This window comes from Neptuniibacter caesariensis (assembly GCF_000153345.1).
Classification (GTDB): Bacteria; Pseudomonadota; Gammaproteobacteria; order Pseudomonadales; family Balneatricaceae; genus Neptuniibacter; species Neptuniibacter caesariensis.
Genome location: NZ_CH724126.1, coordinates 352837 through 369641, shown reverse-complemented (window position 1 = coordinate 369641; position 16805 = coordinate 352837). Strand labels below are relative to the sequence as shown.

At 48.9% G+C, this 16805-nt stretch carries 17 protein-coding genes; 6 read left to right on the top strand and 11 right to left on the bottom strand.

Annotated features, from left to right (window positions below; genetic code table 11):
- Nucleotides 1-156: 156 nt before the first annotated feature.
- A complete protein-coding gene (locus MED92_RS11450) occupies nucleotides 157-597 on the bottom strand; it encodes a PACE efflux transporter (protein ID WP_007021707.1) in 441 nt (146 codons plus the stop codon).
- Nucleotides 598-677: 80 nt separating this feature from the next.
- Here MED92_RS11450 and MED92_RS11445 point away from each other — a divergent pair, with 80 nt between their 5' ends.
- A complete protein-coding gene (locus tag MED92_RS11445) occupies nucleotides 678-1559 on the top strand; it encodes a LysR family transcriptional regulator (protein WP_007021706.1) in 882 nt (293 codons plus the stop codon).
- Between the two features lie 7 nt (nucleotides 1560-1566).
- Here the strand turns inward: MED92_RS11445 and MED92_RS11440 are convergent, their stop codons facing one another.
- Complete coding sequence (locus MED92_RS11440) at nucleotides 1567-2559, bottom strand: GlxA family transcriptional regulator (RefSeq protein ID WP_007021705.1); 993 nt, start codon at nucleotides 2557-2559, stop codon at nucleotides 1567-1569.
- Nucleotides 2560-2662: 103 nt separating this feature from the next.
- Between MED92_RS11440 and MED92_RS11435 the strand changes: the two genes are divergently transcribed.
- The gene (locus tag MED92_RS11435; RefSeq protein ID WP_007021704.1) at nucleotides 2663-3247 is read left to right on the top strand and encodes a peroxidase-related enzyme; all 585 of its coding nucleotides are present in this window, start codon (nucleotides 2663-2665) and stop codon (nucleotides 3245-3247) included.
- Between the two features lie 131 nt (nucleotides 3248-3378).
- Here the strand turns inward: MED92_RS11435 and MED92_RS18595 are convergent, their stop codons facing one another.
- The 8 genes from MED92_RS18595 to MED92_RS11395 form a co-directional block, all read right to left on the bottom strand.
- Nucleotides 3379-3696 carry a hypothetical protein gene (locus tag MED92_RS18595; RefSeq protein WP_007021703.1) on the bottom strand — a complete coding sequence of 106 codons (318 nt, stop codon included), beginning with the start codon at nucleotides 3694-3696 and terminating at the stop codon, nucleotides 3379-3381.
- A 263-nt stretch (nucleotides 3697-3959) separates the two neighbouring features.
- On the bottom strand, nucleotides 3960-4721 hold the full coding sequence (locus tag MED92_RS11425) for an SDR family oxidoreductase (RefSeq protein WP_007021702.1): 762 nt from the start codon (nucleotides 4719-4721) through the stop codon (nucleotides 3960-3962).
- Between the two features lie 312 nt (nucleotides 4722-5033).
- On the bottom strand, nucleotides 5034-6926 hold the full coding sequence (locus MED92_RS11420; RefSeq protein WP_007021701.1) for an AMP-binding protein: 1893 nt from the start codon (nucleotides 6924-6926) through the stop codon (nucleotides 5034-5036).
- Nucleotides 6927-7012: 86 nt separating this feature from the next.
- Nucleotides 7013-7903 carry a 3-hydroxyisobutyrate dehydrogenase gene (gene mmsB / locus MED92_RS11415; RefSeq protein WP_007021700.1) on the bottom strand — a complete coding sequence of 297 codons (891 nt, stop codon included), beginning with the start codon at nucleotides 7901-7903 and terminating at the stop codon, nucleotides 7013-7015.
- 125 nt (nucleotides 7904-8028) lie between these two features.
- Nucleotides 8029-9126, bottom strand: a complete 1098-nt coding sequence (locus MED92_RS11410; RefSeq protein WP_007021699.1) for an enoyl-CoA hydratase/isomerase family protein — start codon at nucleotides 9124-9126, stop codon at nucleotides 8029-8031.
- A gap of 10 nt (nucleotides 9127-9136) precedes the next feature.
- Complete coding sequence (locus MED92_RS11405; RefSeq protein ID WP_007021698.1) at nucleotides 9137-9913, bottom strand: enoyl-CoA hydratase; 777 nt, start codon at nucleotides 9911-9913, stop codon at nucleotides 9137-9139.
- A 28-nt stretch (nucleotides 9914-9941) separates the two neighbouring features.
- Nucleotides 9942-11099, bottom strand: coding sequence for an acyl-CoA dehydrogenase family protein (locus MED92_RS11400; RefSeq protein WP_007021697.1), 1158 nt, complete (start codon nucleotides 11097-11099; stop codon nucleotides 9942-9944).
- A 212-nt stretch (nucleotides 11100-11311) separates the two neighbouring features.
- Nucleotides 11312-12805, bottom strand: coding sequence for a CoA-acylating methylmalonate-semialdehyde dehydrogenase (locus tag MED92_RS11395; protein WP_007021696.1), 1494 nt, complete (start codon nucleotides 12803-12805; stop codon nucleotides 11312-11314).
- Nucleotides 12806-12999: 194 nt separating this feature from the next.
- Between MED92_RS11395 and MED92_RS11390 the strand changes: the two genes are divergently transcribed.
- The 3 genes from MED92_RS11390 (at nucleotide 13000) to MED92_RS19375 (ending at nucleotide 15219) form a co-directional block, all read left to right on the top strand.
- Entirely contained in the window at nucleotides 13000-13914 is a 915-nt protein-coding gene (locus MED92_RS11390; protein WP_007021695.1) for an AraC family transcriptional regulator, read from the top strand.
- Between the two features lie 254 nt (nucleotides 13915-14168).
- Nucleotides 14169-14975 carry a phosphatase PAP2 family protein gene (locus MED92_RS11385; protein WP_083774935.1) on the top strand — a complete coding sequence of 269 codons (807 nt, stop codon included), beginning with the start codon at nucleotides 14169-14171 and terminating at the stop codon, nucleotides 14973-14975.
- 166 nt (nucleotides 14976-15141) lie between these two features.
- Entirely contained in the window at nucleotides 15142-15219 is a 78-nt protein-coding gene (locus MED92_RS19375; RefSeq protein ID WP_083774949.1) for a hypothetical protein, read from the top strand.
- Nucleotides 15220-15335: 116 nt separating this feature from the next.
- Here MED92_RS19375 and MED92_RS11380 read toward each other — a convergent pair whose 3' ends face one another.
- The gene (locus MED92_RS11380) at nucleotides 15336-15890 is read right to left on the bottom strand and encodes a fasciclin domain-containing protein (protein ID WP_007021693.1); all 555 of its coding nucleotides are present in this window, start codon (nucleotides 15888-15890) and stop codon (nucleotides 15336-15338) included.
- A gap of 293 nt (nucleotides 15891-16183) precedes the next feature.
- Here MED92_RS11380 and MED92_RS11375 point away from each other — a divergent pair, with 293 nt between their 5' ends.
- Nucleotides 16184-16684 carry a hypothetical protein gene (locus MED92_RS11375; protein ID WP_007021692.1) on the top strand — a complete coding sequence of 167 codons (501 nt, stop codon included), beginning with the start codon at nucleotides 16184-16186 and terminating at the stop codon, nucleotides 16682-16684.
- The last annotated feature ends 121 nt before the right edge of the window (nucleotides 16685-16805 follow it).

The following is a 16805-nucleotide window of genomic DNA, read 5'->3' as shown; positions in this document are numbered from 1 at the left end:
CAACACAATATCGACAATCCCTGATACTCCTTCCCAGCGCTTTGGCGCATTCTGTAAGTGCCGATGAAACTTCCAGGGTTTCTCCAGCATTTCATTGCTTCCATGCCAATGAAATCAGCGGTCGTTGTGCAGATAACGACGCTTTTATACGGGGCCTTAGTGGCCCCCTTTTTCTTCCAGAACCGGTTGCACCACAAAGTAACGATGCCGCAGCTGATCATAGCCCCAGTTAAAAACGATGGCGTAGATCAGATAAAAAGCAACCGCACTCAGGTCCATAATCAGGACCGTCAGGAAGTCCATTTGCAAAATCCACATGATCAATGGAAAGGAAACCAGAATCATCCCCAGCTCAAACAGCACACCATGGACAATACGTAACTTAAATCCACGCTGGATCCGTTCTTCGCCAAATATCCGGTCAAACATCAGGTTATAAGCGTAATTCCAAAACATCGCCAACAATGACAGCAACACCGCTAGCAATGTCATTTGTCCGGTACCGCTACCTGTCGCCAACACCGCAACGGGGACAATAATAGCCAACGCGATCACCTCAAAAAGCAGCATATGGATAATACGTTCTTTAAAGCTCATAGCACTCTCCTTCATCTGTTAACCGCTATTTTAATCAGCTATATTGATGAATAAAGTTAGCTACTATCACTTTTAATGATATGCCGAGTTATAACCTGGAACACCTGAAGATGTTTACCGAGTGCGTTAAAGCGGGCTCATTCTCTGCGGCCGCCCGCAAGCTCGGTAAGGTACAGTCAGCGGTCAGTCAGGGCATTGCCAATCTTGAGATTGATCTGGGGGCAGAGCTGTTCGACCGCAGTAGCAGGAAGCCTGTCTTAACGCCGGAAGGGACACGGCTACTCTACTATGCTCAGGCAGTATTACAGCAGGTAAATGAGCTGGAGATCGCTGCGCGGAAAATAGAACAGGGTGACGAGCTGCAGGTTCGCCTTGCACTCGAAGATGGCCTGCTTAGCCCCCGACTCAGCGATATTCTGAACTGCTTTGCCAAGCTGTTCCCAGCCACCCGGTTGGAGATCATTTCTGCCTCAACCAGCGCAATTATCCAGATGATAAAACGTGATAAAGCCGATCTGGGAATGACCTTTTGCGATCAGGAACTCGATGCAGAAATAAATCAGTGCTTTATTGGCAACCTGCCCTTTTATGCAGTTTGTAGCCCTGAACATCCTCTGAGAGAAGCAACTGAAATCACCCTGCACAACCTGTTTCCACACCGACAGATCGTCTTACATGGGCAGGAGCGAACGCGGCTGGATCTGGTGCCTGAATTCAGCACCCATATTATCTATGCAGACAGCTTTCTTGCGATCAGGGAGATGGTCCGCTCAGGTATCGGCTGGTCCTACCTTCCTAAGCATCTGGTGGAGGAAGAGATTCAAGCGGGCCGGCTTTATAAACTCACCCCCAGCTTTGACAGCAAGCCGTGGAGCCCACCGGTTGAAACCGTATTAGCCAAAGATCGCTCTATAGGCCCCGCTTTAAACTGGTTAGCCAATGCGTTGAAAGGTTTACTCTGAGTACGGGTTAGCGGTTCTTAAGTAACATTTGCTGCCGATACTCTTTAGGCGAGACACCCATCATTGATTGGAACAAGCGCCTTAGCGAACTCTGGCTACTATATCCGACTCTCTCTGCGATATTCTCAATCGACAGGCTGGTACTTTCCAAAAGGATTTTCGTGTGTTCGAGACGCAGCTTAGACAAATAATCACTAATACTCGTACCATTCGCCTGCTTAAAACGGCGCGCCAGCGTTCTGACGCTGACAGCATGATGCTTGGCTAAGGTTTCTACATTGAGCTTCTGTGATATATCTCGCTGTAGCTGGCTTTCAATCGCCAATACCAAGCTATCCTGATGCTCGCTTTGGTCCTGAAGGAACATATAGGGGGAAGCCTGAACCTGTGAAGCATCCAATAACATCGTTCGGGCCGCACTCTGGGACAGCTGTCGTCCTACCTGTTCCTCTGCAAACTGCAGCATGACACCCAAGTTTGCACTCATAGAACCTGTCGTGCAGATCCGATCCGACTTAACCAATAGCTTATCTGATATATGCCTCACTTGAGGGTAACGCTTGCGAAACAGATCAGCTAACCACCACGCCGTCGTCGCCTCCTGATTATCAAGAACCCCTTGCTCTGCCAGTAAAAGCACACCGCTACAGTTAGCCGCCACTGCCTCCCCCTGCTCGATACGGCTATTCACCCAGCGCCCGATTTTATCCAACGCTTTCACATTGGAGATCAATGAACGACTATCCGCATGATGAATACCCGGCAGCAAAATAAGATCAGCTTCAGGGGCATCATTGAGTGAAAAGTCAGGCTGTAAGATGATACCGTTCGAGCAACGAACAGGATCGTTGCTCAGCGCAACCAAATGACACTGATAAAGATCCTCATCCCCTCCTCTTTGCTGCCTCCATAGTGTGTTAATCACATTAAAAACATCAAATGGCGACACCAGGCCTGAAGCCTGACAGCCATTAAAGGCAACCCCTAATACTTTATGCATTTGTCAGAATTCGCTCGTTAATTGGCACCATTCTGTCTGAATAGTGGCGATTTAGCTTGTTAGACTAACCAAAGTAACTCTTAAGGTGAAGTGCGGAGGATGCATGAATAATTCAGAAATTAGTCGTTACCCAGTTCCACAACTAGATCAATTACCAGAAGATATCCGTGATCGTATTTTGGCGGTTCAGGATAAAGCGGGATTCATACCTAATGTATTCTTAACTCTGGCATACAGACCTGCTGAGTTCAGAGCATTCTTTACCTACCATGACGCCATCATGGAGAGAGAAGGCAGCACCTTAAGTCCTGCGGAAAAAGAGATGATTATCGTAGCCACAAGTGCTGCCAACGGTTGCCAATATTGTGTTGTTGCCCATGGTGCTTTGTTACGCGTTTTCTCAAAAGCGCCCCTGCTAGCTGATCAGATCGCGATTAACTACCTACACGCACCGCTATCAGAGAAACAAAACGCGATGCTGGCATTTGCTCTGAAACTCTCACGCACACCGGAACTGATTAGCCATGCTGACTACGATGTACTCAAAGTGCACGGCTATGATGATGAAGATATTTTAGATATCAGCGGCATTACTGCCTTTTTCGGCTTATCTAACCGCATGGCGATTGTGATGGGTATGCAGGCCAATCCTGAGTTTTATTCTATGGCTCGCCTGCCAAGAGAATAATAGGGTAGAGGACGGCTGCGCCTAGAGGGAAAGCTAAGGGCAAAAATGTACCAGAAACAGACATAACGAAGGGCCCATTAAGCGCCCTTCAACAATCACCTATACTGATACTTGAAAAGACAACTATGGAACTAGTCTGAATTCTTACGACGTTCCCGTTCCATTTCTTCACGATGCTTCCTATCTTCCCGTTCCATCTCCTGACGATGTTTTAGGTCTTCTCGCTCCATTTCCGCTCGGTCTTTGCGTCGTTCACGTTCCAGCTCTTCGGAGCGCTTACGTTCCTCCCGATCTAATTCACGCTCACGCTTTGCACGTTCACGCTCATCTTTCATCTGCTCTTTTCTTGCTTCTTTTTCAGCCTTATATGGTGAATCCGCTAGAACTGGAGTTACATTGAATGATGCTGAAACAGCTAGTGAAACAAGCAACGCCTTAATCGTTTTCATTTCTTCACCTTCTTTATACGGAAGTATGTCTTTTAGTTATTTACAGTCAAACATACAGCAAAAAACTGAATAGGGAGTTAATAGCTTATGTCTTATCTATGTCGGAAGCCGAAGCTAAAACCTAGAGCAAGTTTCTGTTTTTTCTCTAGCCATGGAATGGTGTTCTCTAGCTGTACAGCGGCATCCTAACCCCTATGGCCTCCTAATCAGCCACAAAAAAACCCGCACTCAGCGGGCTTTTTCACAGAACCGAATCAATAAGATCAGATACGCAGACCACCGTCCATCTCTACGATACGACCCGTAAAGAAATCATTCTCCACGATGTACTGCAGGGTATGCGCCATCTCTTCTACTTCACCCAGGCGACGTAGCGGAACCGCAGACACCATACGATCGATCGCTTCAGGTTTCATCTGTGCAGTCATCTCCGTTGCGATAACACCCGGTGCGATACCTCCTACACGGATCTTATGACGCGCCAATTCACCTGCCCAGCTAGTTACCATTGTCGCTACCGCGGACTTAGTCGCAGAGTAGTTTGTCTGGCCCATATTACCGGCACGGGAAACAGAGGAGATGTTCACAATGACACCACCTTTGCCCTGAACGGCCATCGCAGCAGCCGCTTCACGGCCACACAGGAATGTACCGGTCATGTTCACATCAACCACCGACTGGAACTGCTCCAGGCTCATTTTCGCCTGCAGCTCTCCCTCTTTCACTTTAATCAGCATACCATCACGCATCAGGCCGGCATTGTTAACCAGACCGTTAATCTCACCAAAATCAGCTTTAATCTGCGCAAAGGTATTTTCAACTGCAGATTCATCAGTGATGTTACAAACGTAACCACGCGCCTCTACACCGTGTTCTGCACACGCTGCGCAAGCCTCGTCCAGGCTTTCCTGGCTCAGGTCGATCAATGCAACCTTCCCGCCTTTCTCAGCCAGGTTTTCAGCCATTGCACGACCTAAACCACGACCACCACCGGTGATTACAAATACACTGTCTTTAATCTGCATTTCTTATTCTCCTTGGGTAGCAGTAAAGCCGAATAGCAGAGGATTCAAAGCACTACGCCACACATAATTTTGTACGTCTAACCTAGGCTCTTTTATAGCGTTTTTTCGCTGCAATTGCGAGAAAAAATTAGGGAAAACCCTAATGCACATCACATCAGGACAAAGGCTGAAACTTCGGTCAACGATGGCAAAACCGTCAGGGCAAAAAAAGACCGGCTCATGCGCTAAGTACATGGCCGGCTAAGAGTGCAAAATGAATTAGAGTCAAAGGAGGAATACCCGCGGGTAACCCTCCAGGGTATAGCTATAGATTTAAGCTCCGCTACGCGCTTCGATCAGCTCTTCGATTTCGCCAAGGATAGCTGGATCATCGATGGTAGACGGCATTTTGTATTCCTCCTGTGCGGCGATCTTACGCAGAATTGCGCGCAGGATCTTACCGGAGCGGGTCTTCGGCAAACGTTGAACAACCATCGCGGTACGGAAACATGCCAAGGCACCTACCTGCTCACGAACCATCTTAACTAGTTCGGTCTGCAGTTGATCTTCTTCGATCTCAGAACCTGCCTTCAGCACGATCAGGCCGACCGGAAGCTGACCTTTCAGCTCATCGTTGACACCGATGACTGCACACTCAGCCACCTCTGGATGAGCAGAAACCACTTCTTCCATCTCGCCTGTGGATAAACGGTGTCCGGACACGTTGATCACATCATCAGTACGGCCCGTGATGTAGATATAGCCATCTTCATCTTTATAGCCACCGTCACCGGTGTGGTAGTAACCCGGGAAAGCTTCCAGATAGGAGCTTACGTAACGGTCATTGTTGTTCCAGATACTCCAGGCAACCCCAGGAGGCATCGGTAGTTTCACGCAGATATTACCTGCTTCACCGTCCGCCACTTCAGTACCATCGCTATCCAGAACACGGATATCATAGCCCGGTACCGGTTTATTCGTTGAACCCAGACGCGACTCTGAAGGGTTGTCCCAACCCATCATCGGCGAAGTCATCGGCCAACCGGTTTCTGTCTGCCACCAGTGATCGATCACCGGCACTTTCAACAGATCAGACAGCCAGTGATAGGTTGAGGAGTCCAGTTTCTCACCGGCTACAAATACCCACTTCAGGCTATTCAGGTTGTAGCTACCTGATAGGGCACCTTCTGGATCTTCCTTGCGGATCGCACGGAATGCCGTTGGAGCACAGAACATAGAGGTCACGCCGTAATCTTCGATGACACGCCAGAATGTACCTGCATCAGGGTTTTTAATCGGTTTACCTTCGAAGAACACCGCGCTACAGCCCGCCATCAACGGCCCGTATACAATGTAGGAGTGGCCTACCACCCAACCAATATCAGACGCAGCCCACCAGACATCGCCCGGCTGCATACCGCAGATATTGTGCATCGCATATTTCAGTGCAACCGCATTACCGCCGTTGTCACGGACAATACCTTTTGGCTGGCCAGTCGTACCTGATGTGTAAAGAATATAAAGCGGGTCAGAACCTTTAACCGGCGTACATGCAGCAGGCTCAACACCTTCCTGAACCTGATACCAATCCAGATCACCCGCTTTGTCCAGCTCAGCTTTAATCTCTGCGCGTTGGCAAACAATCGTATGTGCGGGCTTATGTGTAGCAAGATCGATCGCCTGATCTACCAGAGGCTTGTAGGCAATCTTCTTTTCAAATTCGATACCGCAGGAAGCGGTCAGGATCATTTTCGGGTTAGCATCGTCAATACGAATAGCCATCTCAGCCGGGGCAAAGCCACCGAATACCACAGAGTGGATCGCACCTAAACGGGCACAAGCCAGCATCGCTACAGCGGCTTCAGGGATCATCGGCATATAGATCAGAACTGTATCGCCCTTTTCAATGCCCTGTGCTTTCAGTGCACCCGCAAAACGAGACACGCGATCCAGAAGCTGTGTGTAAGTAATCGCTTCTTTTGTGCCGCCTGTCGCTGGAGAATCATAATAGAGGGCAACCTGATCACCACGGCCATTTTCTACGTGGTAATCCAGTGCCAGATAGCAGCTGTTAAGCTCACCATCGGGGTACCAGCTATAGGTACCAAAATCGGTTTTAGTGACTGTGGTTGTCGGTTTCTTGTACCAGGCAACGCTATCAGCCTGTCCTGCCCAATAGGCTTCCGTATTATCGAGGGCAGATTGGTATTCTTTGTTGTATCCCATCGGTTCAACCTCTTTATTTTTTTTATCAGGTTGGAAATATCCGCCGGTGACCTAGAATCCGGCGGATAAGTATTAATGCTCAGCGATTACTGATCCTGATACAGACGCAGTACGCTTGAGAAGTCCAGACCACCATTGCCATTGGCTTTGTGCAGGTTAAACAGTGCACGGGCCTGTGAACCCATAGGGGTTGGAGAAGCGCTCTGCTGGCTCAGTTCCATTGCCAGACCCAGATCTTTAAACATTAGATCTACCTGGAAGCCACCCTGATAATCGTTAGAAGACGGTACGCCTTCCATCACGCCTGGGAATGGGTTGTAAACCTGTAGTGACCAGTTGTTACCGGAGCTCTGCTTCATGATTTCAGACAGAACCGCTGGATCCAGGCCGTTTTTAACGCCCATGTTCAGCGCTTCAGACGTACCGGTCATCAGAATCGCCAACAGCATGTTGTTACATGCTTTAGCCACCTGACCTGCGCCATTATCGCCCGCGTGGAAGATGTTCTTGCCCATGCAATCCAGAATTGGCTTCGCTTTGGCGAACTGCTCATCAGACGCACCCACCATGAATGCCAGTGTGCCAGCGACAGCGCCGCCCACACCACCTGATACCGGTGCATCGATAAAGCTGATACCGCGATCAGCACCGGTAGCTGCTACGCGTTTAGCGGTATCGGCATCGATAGTCGAGGAATCGATAATCAGCGTACCGTCTGCTACTACATCAAACAGCGGTGTCTCGCCTGTTACCATCAAGCCTTCAACATGCTTACCTGCCGGTAGCATAGTTACCAGAAACTCAACATCAGTTGCCGCTTCAGCAGCCGTAGCTGCAGCCTGGCCGCCTTCTGCTACCACCTTCGCAATTGCATCCTGTGACAAATCGAATGCTTTAACGGAGTGACCTGCTTTAACCAGGTTGATCGCCATTGGGCCACCCATGTTGCCCAGACCAATAAAACCAATTGTCGCCATATCTCTAGCCCTTTTATTATTGTTTGAGCGCTGCGCTCAATTTATCTTCTTCGCTGTAGAAGGTGCATCTTGCCAAATCTCTCGCGGCAAGATGCCACTCCCACGGGACCGCTTTTCTTATTCGCTTACAAACCAGCCAGTGGGTTTGTCTCCCATGGGGAAACAAAGAACTCAGCCACTTTGGCCTGATCAACTTCGCCCAGAGTTTTATAAGTCCACTCTGGTTTACCGTCTTTATCCACCAGCAGCGCACGTACGCCTTCCGGGAATTCACGGTGTTTACAACACTGTACAGACAGCACCATCTCAGCACAGAACACCTCTTTCAGTGACATGTGCTTAGTCACCTCCAGCTGTTTCTGAATCAGGTTAACGGCCAATGGACTACCGTGGCTGATCGCCTTCTTGGAACGGTTAATCCACTTGTCTTCGCTCTCAACCGCCAACAGCGCTTCAACAATCTCTTCAACGCTGTCCTGATCAGTGATCTGCTGGATAAAGTCATAGTGTTCCTGAATCGGAGATTCAGACTTAAACTGCGGCTGAGACTCCTCTTCCAGATCACGCAGTACACGGTTAACCGCAGCATCCGCTGCACCACTCCAGTTTTCCGCCTGCAGACGTTCAACCATGCTCTGGCGCATTTCATTCGCCACAAAGCGATCTGCAAGACCCAGGAACAGGGCATCCGCTGCAAACATTGGATTACCGGTTAAACCCAGGAACAAGCCCGTACGGCCTGGCATATGGTTCAGGAACCAGCTACCGCCAACATCTGGATACAGGCCGATCGTCACTTCTGGCATCGCCATGTGTGAAGATTCGGTTACGATACGGTGGCTACAGCCGTTAAACAGGCCCATGCCGCCGCCCATCACAATACCCGCACCCCAGCAGATGATCGGCTTAGGATAGGTATGGATGGTGTAATCCAGCGTGTACTCACGGGTAAAGAAATCTTCCGGGAATGACGCATCGCCGTCACCGGTCATCGACTTGTACAGATTGACAACATCGCCACCGGCGCAGAATGCTTTCTCTCCTGCACTATCCAGGATGATCGCGACAACGCTGTCGTCGGTTTTGCACTCGTCCAGCTTAGGCTGAATAAGGTCGATCATTTCCAGCGTCAGAGCGTTCAGTGAGCGCTCAGAATTCAGGCTGATCTCAACGATCTTTTTGCCATCCTGAGTCGAAATTTCATTAAACAGTACGCAACTCATCGTCAGATCCTTATTGGTTTTTCCACTCAGGGGCACGCTTCTCAAGGAACGCGTTTACACCCTCTTTCTGATCTTCTGTGTGGAACAGATCAACGAACAGCTCACGCTCCAGAATGTAACCTGCATCCCAGTGGTTGGTGCGGTTGTTCTGGATCAGTTGCTTACAAGCAGCTACCGCAGTTGGGCTCTGCTGCTCAACCGCTTTTGCCAGCTCCATCGCTTTTTCGAATGACTGACCTTGTGGTACCAGCTCTTCAACCAGACCGATCTCTTTTGCCAGCGGCGCCTTGATACGCTCACCACAAAGGATCAAACGCTTAGTCCAGCCTTCACCCACCAGCATGGTCAGGTTCTGAGTACCACCTGCACATGGCAGCAGGCCTACTTTCGCTTCTGGCAATGCCATCTGCGCCTGCTCTTCAGCAACACGGATATCACAGGCCAGCGCAACTTCAAGACCGCCACCCATGGCAAAGCCGTTAATTGCAGCAATCGATACACCACGGAAACGCGCCAGTGTCTCAAACGCTTCGCCGAAGTAGCGTGCCATATCGCGGGCAACCGAACGATCACCATCCGCAAACAGGTTCAGGTCAGCACCTGCAGAGAAGAATTTTTCGCTGTTAGAACGGATAACAAGCGCGTAGATCTCTTTATCCTGGTTCAGTTCTTCAACAACCACCGCCAGACCTTTCAGGCTCTCTTCCGTCCAGGTGTTTGCCGGCGGGTTATTCATCGTAATAACCGCTGTATGGCCCTGTTTTTCAACAATCAGTTTATCGGTCATTCTCATTCTCCAATTCTTATCAACAGGATCACAGCAGGTCTGCTGCGTCTTCCATCAGCACGCGACGAGCAACGATAACGCGCATAATTTCGTTAGTACCTTCCAGAATTCTGTGAACGCGGTTATCTCGAATATAGCGCTCCATTGGGTACTCTTTGATATATCCATTACCACCAAAGATCTGCAAGGCTTCGTCAGCAACGTTGAAACCCACATCAGTTGCGAAACGTTTTGCCATCGCACAGTAAGCAGTTTTATCCGGGTGGTTAGCGTCCAGTTTGGCAGCCGCCATACGCACCATCTGGCGCGCAGCGACCAACTCGGTTGCCATATCTGCCAGTTTGAACTGCAATGCCTGGAAATTAGCCAGCTCTTTACCGAACTGCTTACGCTCGTGCATATAGTCACGGGCACGATTCAGCGCTGCCTGAGCAGTACCGATTGAGCAGGTGGCAATATTGATTCGGCCGCCATCCAGGCCTTTCATAGCAATTTTGAAGCCGTCACCTTCATTGCCCAGCAAAGCAGATGCAGGGACCACAACGTCTTCAAACGTAATCATTCGTGTTGGCTGGCTGTTCCAGCCCATTTTGTCTTCTTTACGGCCGTAAACGATACCTTCCGCTTTCGCATCAACAGCAAACGCAGAGATCCCTTTAGGACCGTCTTCACCAGTACGCGCCATAACAACCAGCACGTCAGTGCTACCCGCGCCAGAGATGAAAATTTTGCTACCGTTGAGGATATAGTTGTCGCCTTCGCGACGGGCGGTGGTTTTCAGGGAAGCCGCATCTGAACCGGCATTTGGCTCGGTCAGACAGTATGACGCAAGTTTGGTACCTGCCGTCAGTTCAGGACACCACTGCTGACGGGTATCTTCGTTACCGAAGTCCGCGATCATCCAGGTGGCCATATTGTGAATCGTGATAAAAGCAGTCGTCGAAGTACATCCCATCGCCAGCTGCTCAAAGATAATGCTGGCATCCAGACGACTCAGCCCCAATCCACCTACATCTTCAGGTGAATAGAGACCACAAAAGCCCATCTCGCCAGCACTACGTAGAACTTCTACCGGAAAGATCTGCTCTTCATCCCACTTTGCAGCGTGGGGTTCAAATTCATTTTGCGCAAAGGCACGGGCCATGTCAGCGAATGCAATCTGATCTTCATTCAGCTCGAAATCCATCGCTCTCTCCTTTAAGTGGAAAGGGGTCTCGCAAAGTTAAGTTAAAGCTATTGCGCGCGGCTATAGAGCGTTAAAAAGTCACTCGAAATGCTCATTTACTCCAGTAAACTCCGCTTCCTCGTGACTTTTTGCCTTCTCTAGCCTTTGCTCATAACGCTTTCACAAAAACTTTGAGCCCCTTTCTCATTATTTTTTTAACTACTATCCGTGAATTACTTCAGCTGGATGGTTGTGTTAACGCCAGTATCGATGTCATCTTCGAACCAACGTGCAGTCACTGTCTTAGTCTCGGTGTAGAACTTAACCGCCTGCTTACCGTAAGCATGCTGGTCACCGTAGAAAGACTTTCTCCAACCGGTGAAAGAGAACATTGGTAGAGGCACTGGTACAGGTACGTTGATACCTACCTGACCTACTTTGATCTCGTGCTGGTACTTACGTGCAGCTGCACCAGAAGAGGTGAACATAGACGTACCGTTACCGTATGGGTTTTCGTTGATCAGCTCGATCGCTTCTTCCAGCGTGTCTACTTCCAGAGCGATCAGTACAGGACCAAAGATCTCTTCCTGGTAGATAGACATATCACGTGTTACACCACGGAACATCGTTGGGCCAACCCAGTTACCATCAGGGAAACCGTCAACTACACACTCAGAACCGTCCAGGATACATTCAGCACCTGCGTCTTTACCTTCCTGAATGAAGTTCAGAACACGCTCACGTGCCTGTGGGTTAATCAGTGGGCCGTAACCTGCTTCTGGATCATCCCATGCACCTGGGCGTACTTTAGCCAGTGCATCACGTACTTCTGGGATCCACTGACGTGCTTCGCCAACGAATACAGCAACAGAGATCGCCATGCAGCGCTGACCGGCAGCACCGACAGATGCACCCGCGATGCTGTTAACAACCTGGTTTTTAGACGCATCCGGCATAACAACCATATGGTTCTTCGCACCTGCGAACGCCTGGACACGTTTCATCTTGTCAGTACCGGTACGGTAGATGTGCTCACCTACGTTTACCGAACCTACGAAAGAGATCGCTGGAGTATCTTTGTGAACCAGCAGCTGGTCTACAACATCTTTCGCACCGTGAACAACCTGCAGAAGACCGTCTGGAGCACCCGCTTCTTTGAACAGTTCAGCCAGCAGCATCGGCGTTAGTGGATCCTGCTCAGATGGCTTAAGTACGAATGTGTTACCGCACGCGATCGCCATTGGGAACATCCACAGTGGGATCATAGCCGGGAAGTTGAATGGAGTGATACCTACACATACACCCAGCGGCTGAGTGATGCTGTAGCAGTCGATCTTACGCGCTACGTTTTCAACCGTTTCACCCATAGAAAGGGAAGCAATGTTACAAGCGTGTTCTACAACTTCGATACCACGCCATACGTCACCTTTCGCATCTTCGAAAGTTTTACCTACTTCCTGAGAGATCAGACGTGCAATATCGTCCTGACGCTCTTTCAGGATCGCCTGGTAACGCAGCATTAGGCGAGCACGTTCACCAACCGGCGTGTCTTTCCAGTCTTCAAAAGCAGCTTTAGCAGCGTCGATCGCCTGCTCTACTTCATCAGCCGTTGCACATGGAACCTGTGCAATCACTTCCTGAGTCGCTGGGTTGGTCACTGGGATCCAGTTCTCTGATTTACTCTGTACTAGCTCGCCGTTAATTAGAAGAGGTACTTGCTGTGTCATGCTCTGATACCTGTTTATTTGTTATTAGTTGTTTATGAGGAAACTACATGAAACCTCATAGCTTCCTGTCGTACTTCCTACTCGATAGTTACTTTGTACCACGCACCCTACCAATGCAGGATTGATAATCTTGTCCAATTACTGGACTATATTGTGATTCGATAAGTAATTTCCCTTATACATAGGTCGCATTGATGAGCTCACCGTCTAACTGGCCCCTGCCACCTGAGAGTATTCGCTTCGTAATTCCACGCCGCGTAATCAGTGAGTTAGCGCTGCATCCATTGAGCCAGGGCCTATATCCGCTGGGGATGGGCTACTATCGTCAGGCCAGTGGTCACCAGATGGAACGCCAGGAACATGATGACAATTTGCTAATATATTGTCTGGACGGTGAAGGTGAAGCGGTGATCGATGGACAGAAAACCCGCATTCGTTCTGGTGACATATTGTTGATTCCAAAAGGGGTATCACACACTTATCAGGCACGTAAACGTAAACCATGGACTATCTATTGGGTGCACTTTCATGGTCATCATGCCGAGGATTTCGCCCAGCATTTACAGCAACGAGAGAGTAACCAGCGCCGCTATGTGATGCCGATCGGCATCCATTCTCGCCTCGCCAGCGACTTTGAAGCACTGCTGGAAGCCCGTGAATCCACCTATAACCTCAACGCTTATATCTGCGCTGCCAACCAGCTGCGCCAGATCCTCAGCCATATCGCACTGCTGCAACCGCTGGCTAAACAGAAACAGTCGCGCGGCGGCCTGGATATTGAGCGTGTTCACAGCCTGATGCAGACCCATATCCACGAGCAACTCGACCTGGATACCCTGGCTGAATCGATCAGTCTGTCGAAATATCACTTTGTGAAAAAATACAAAGAGGTGACCGGCACCACCCCGATCAACCACTTTATTCAGCTTAAAATCGAACGTGCCTGCCACCTGCTTGATACCACTAATAACGGTATTAATGAGGTTGCCTTTGCGGTGGGGTACGAAGATGCCTATTACTTTTCGAGGATCTTTAAAAAGCTGATGGGGGTATCACCGAGTCAGTACCGGAAGATGCGGACCGGGGCATTCCCATATAAGAGTGAGTAAGAACAGACCGCCTCGTTTTAGAACAGTCCGCAGCTGCGAGTGGCTAGCACGCCTCTTCGCAGCTAGAGGAAAGACGGTTCAAAGCAAATTTCAGGTATGGCAGTATAAGTATTACCTAGGAGATCACGGGTAACAGCACGAAGGGCAATAATTTAACAAGGCGCTAAAACAATAGTGCGTTAAATGGTAACTGCCCACTATGGATAACCGGCAGGCTAAGAGCCCGGCCGAATGTATATGGAAATAATTAAGTCATGACTCTCTCGACAAAATCGCCCCTGCGCTATCGTGCTCTACTCCCGCTTCTGCTTACTTGGCTATTGTTACTTCTCAGCTTTCTGCTACCCGTATCTAACCAGAGCACCCCACCCTATTTAGACCTTTCAGCATCCTATATGGATATTATCTATCTGATCTCTGAGTCGGGAAAATACGGAGTTCCAGCGATAGTATTATTGGTAATAGCCCTGCTACTCAGCAGACAAAAGATGCCTTTGACCCAGAAGATAAAAGAAACCGTCACTGTGATTAGTCTAACCTCCGTTCTGGCGGGAGGAGGCGCGTTATTGAATGAGCACATTATCAAAACGCAGTTACAAAGCCCCCGACCCAATATTGTCTGGCTAGCAGGGGAAGACGGTAAGGGACCTTTAGGGATGAGCGCCGATGCGTTCTATGCACAGGGAGACAAAGAGGTTCGACGCACGATGCTCGCCCGAGTACTAACTCAACATGCGGAGATGGTCCCATTAACCCCTTTAATTAAAAAGCACTGGGCTCATGAAACCGGCTACTCCTTTCCTTCCGGACATTCTTTTTCGGCCATGTTTTTTGCCAGTTTTATGCTGATGCTTGGAGCGTCCCTCATCAGCAGTAAACGCTATTGGCTACTGTATAGCTTATTACCCTGGGCACTGGCAGTCTGCATCTCAAGACCCTTACTAGGCGTCCATACCCCAATGGACGTACTGATCGGAGCGCTGCAAGGATTAATGCTTGGCCTGCTAGCCTGGTTCATTAACATAAAACTGATTAGCCGCATCGCTAAGGCCAACAATTAGCAATGGCAGTTTCTGATTTTCGTTGATCCTTTCTTAGCTGAGTTAGCCTTTAAAATAGCACTTCGTTGAGAAGCACAAAAGGTGACTGCTACGACACCGATTTACCACTTTATCCAGCCCAAGATAGAACGCGGCGGGCTATGAAGGTGCCTACTACTTCTCGCGGATATTGAAAAAACTGATGGGGGTATCGCCCAGTCAGTACCGGAAGATGCGGACCGGGGCTTATCCATATCGGAGTTAGGGGTGGCAGGACGCCGCTACGCGGCTGAATTCTGATCAAAACTCAATTGCGCCATTACAACATGTGTAAAGGCGCAATTTTAAAGGATAATCCGGTGTGGGTGAGCTTGTTGGCACTTACCGAATTGGATTGACTTTATCCATGTCCAGATAAGCAGTCTTAGGGGTCATATTTGGCAAAATCACTTGATCGATTACATGAATAATACCGTTGGAAGCCATGATATCGGCTTTCACCACTTTGGCATTATCGATCATCACATCCTGACCTTTCACAGAAATATCGATGCTATCACCCTGAACTGTGACCGCACTGTCCAGATTCACAACCTGGCTGGCACTCACTTTACCTGGTACCACATGGTAGGTCAGTACAGCGACCAACTTATCTTTATTTTCTGGCTTAAGCAGGCTCTCAACAGTACCCGCCGGCAGTTTAGCGAAAGCATCATTGGTCGGAGCAAATACGGTAAATGGCCCTGCGCTTTTCAGTGTATCGACCAGTTCAGCTGCTTTAACGGCAGCGACAAGCGTAGAGAAGGTTTCAGCGCTAGCGGCTACATGCACAATATCATTAGCCATTTTTTTTGAATGATCACCGTGACCACCCGCCTGAGCTGAGAATGGGATCAGTAGTGCAGCGGACAGTAGCAGAGGTTTAATGAATTTCATGGGTAATTCTCCAGGTTTAGTTAGCCACCCATACCGCAGTGCCTTTTCTCGAAAGGAACTCTTGGGAAGTTCACCTGCTACGCGGTCAAAAAATAAACAGATCAAAAAAAACGCTAAGTTTTAAATTCGGACTCTTTTGTGAACCTATCATGCTAGCGCCACGTAATGCTTAGGTTATGCGAACGCAAAACAGTCTCTTTTTAAGGAGCTATGCGCGAGCGTCTGGATGCGTGATAAGGATTTAGTTAGGATGGTTTAATCTTCTAACACAAAGTCTTTTAAGGAAGGGAAGCGTGAATGCAATTAAGGGATTTGTAGCATTGTTTGTCTTGTCCTGCTCATTAAGCGTTTCTGCAAAAGACATACTGGCCTACGGCGAAAATGTCGTTCTCTGCGAGACCATCCTGCAACTTAACAGCGGTAAAAGCACTTTAGGCTTTATCAAGAAATACACTGATAAGTATAGATACAAAAGCTCAGCAGAATTTCTTCGGGAGAATTCCAAAAACAACATTCTTTGCTCTGGCCGCTCGCTCATTTACTTTGTTATCTACAGAGGCCATGACGATGATGTGCAGGCACTTTTCAAAGCAGGTTTAGCGCCCAACGACATCATTGAAGATAATCGCGGCAGAAGGATGACCATGCTGGATTATGTGATGCAGATTTATCGTTCAGAACCTAACGAAAATAAAAAAGAAACGATAAAAGCCAAAATCAAAGTGATTAGAAAAGCGCGTGGTAAGACTTGCGCTCAATTAGAGCGAAGGGATTGTGTGTTAGAACTCCCATAATGATTGACTGGCTATGCTGTCACTCGTCTACATTTCACTGCAAAGATGTGACACTGAATCAAAAGCATGGGATTCTAGTAGAAGTAACGTCATGAAAAGCGCAACGAAAACAGGACCGCGC

Coding starts and splice junctions, on each gene's coding strand:
- MED92_RS11450 (WP_007021707.1), bottom strand. CDS start 597: ATGAGCTTTAAAGAACGTATTATCCATATGCTGCTTTTTGAGGTGATC.
- MED92_RS11385 (WP_083774935.1), top strand. CDS start 14,169: ATGACTCTCTCGACAAAATCGCCCCTGCGCTATCGTGCTCTACTCCCG.
- MED92_RS11410 (WP_007021699.1), bottom strand. CDS start 9,126: ATGAGTTGCGTACTGTTTAATGAAATTTCGACTCAGGATGGCAAAAAG.
- mmsB (WP_007021700.1), bottom strand. CDS start 7,903: ATGGCGACAATTGGTTTTATTGGTCTGGGCAACATGGGTGGCCCAATG.
- MED92_RS11405 (WP_007021698.1), bottom strand. CDS start 9,913: ATGACCGATAAACTGATTGTTGAAAAACAGGGCCATACAGCGGTTATT.
- MED92_RS11425 (WP_007021702.1), bottom strand. CDS start 4,721: ATGCAGATTAAAGACAGTGTATTTGTAATCACCGGTGGTGGTCGTGGT.
- MED92_RS11390 (WP_007021695.1), top strand. CDS start 13,000: ATGAGCTCACCGTCTAACTGGCCCCTGCCACCTGAGAGTATTCGCTTC.
- MED92_RS18595 (WP_007021703.1), bottom strand. CDS start 3,696: ATGAAAACGATTAAGGCGTTGCTTGTTTCACTAGCTGTTTCAGCATCA.
- MED92_RS11440 (WP_007021705.1), bottom strand. CDS start 2,559: ATGCATAAAGTATTAGGGGTTGCCTTTAATGGCTGTCAGGCTTCAGGC.
- MED92_RS11420 (WP_007021701.1), bottom strand. CDS start 6,926: ATGGGATACAACAAAGAATACCAATCTGCCCTCGATAATACGGAAGCC.
- MED92_RS11395 (WP_007021696.1), bottom strand. CDS start 12,805: ATGACACAGCAAGTACCTCTTCTAATTAACGGCGAGCTAGTACAGAGT.
- MED92_RS11400 (WP_007021697.1), bottom strand. CDS start 11,099: ATGGATTTCGAGCTGAATGAAGATCAGATTGCATTCGCTGACATGGCC.
- MED92_RS11435 (WP_007021704.1), top strand. CDS start 2,663: ATGAATAATTCAGAAATTAGTCGTTACCCAGTTCCACAACTAGATCAA.
- MED92_RS11380 (WP_007021693.1), bottom strand. CDS start 15,890: ATGAAATTCATTAAACCTCTGCTACTGTCCGCTGCACTACTGATCCCA.
- MED92_RS11445 (WP_007021706.1), top strand. CDS start 678: ATGCCGAGTTATAACCTGGAACACCTGAAGATGTTTACCGAGTGCGTT.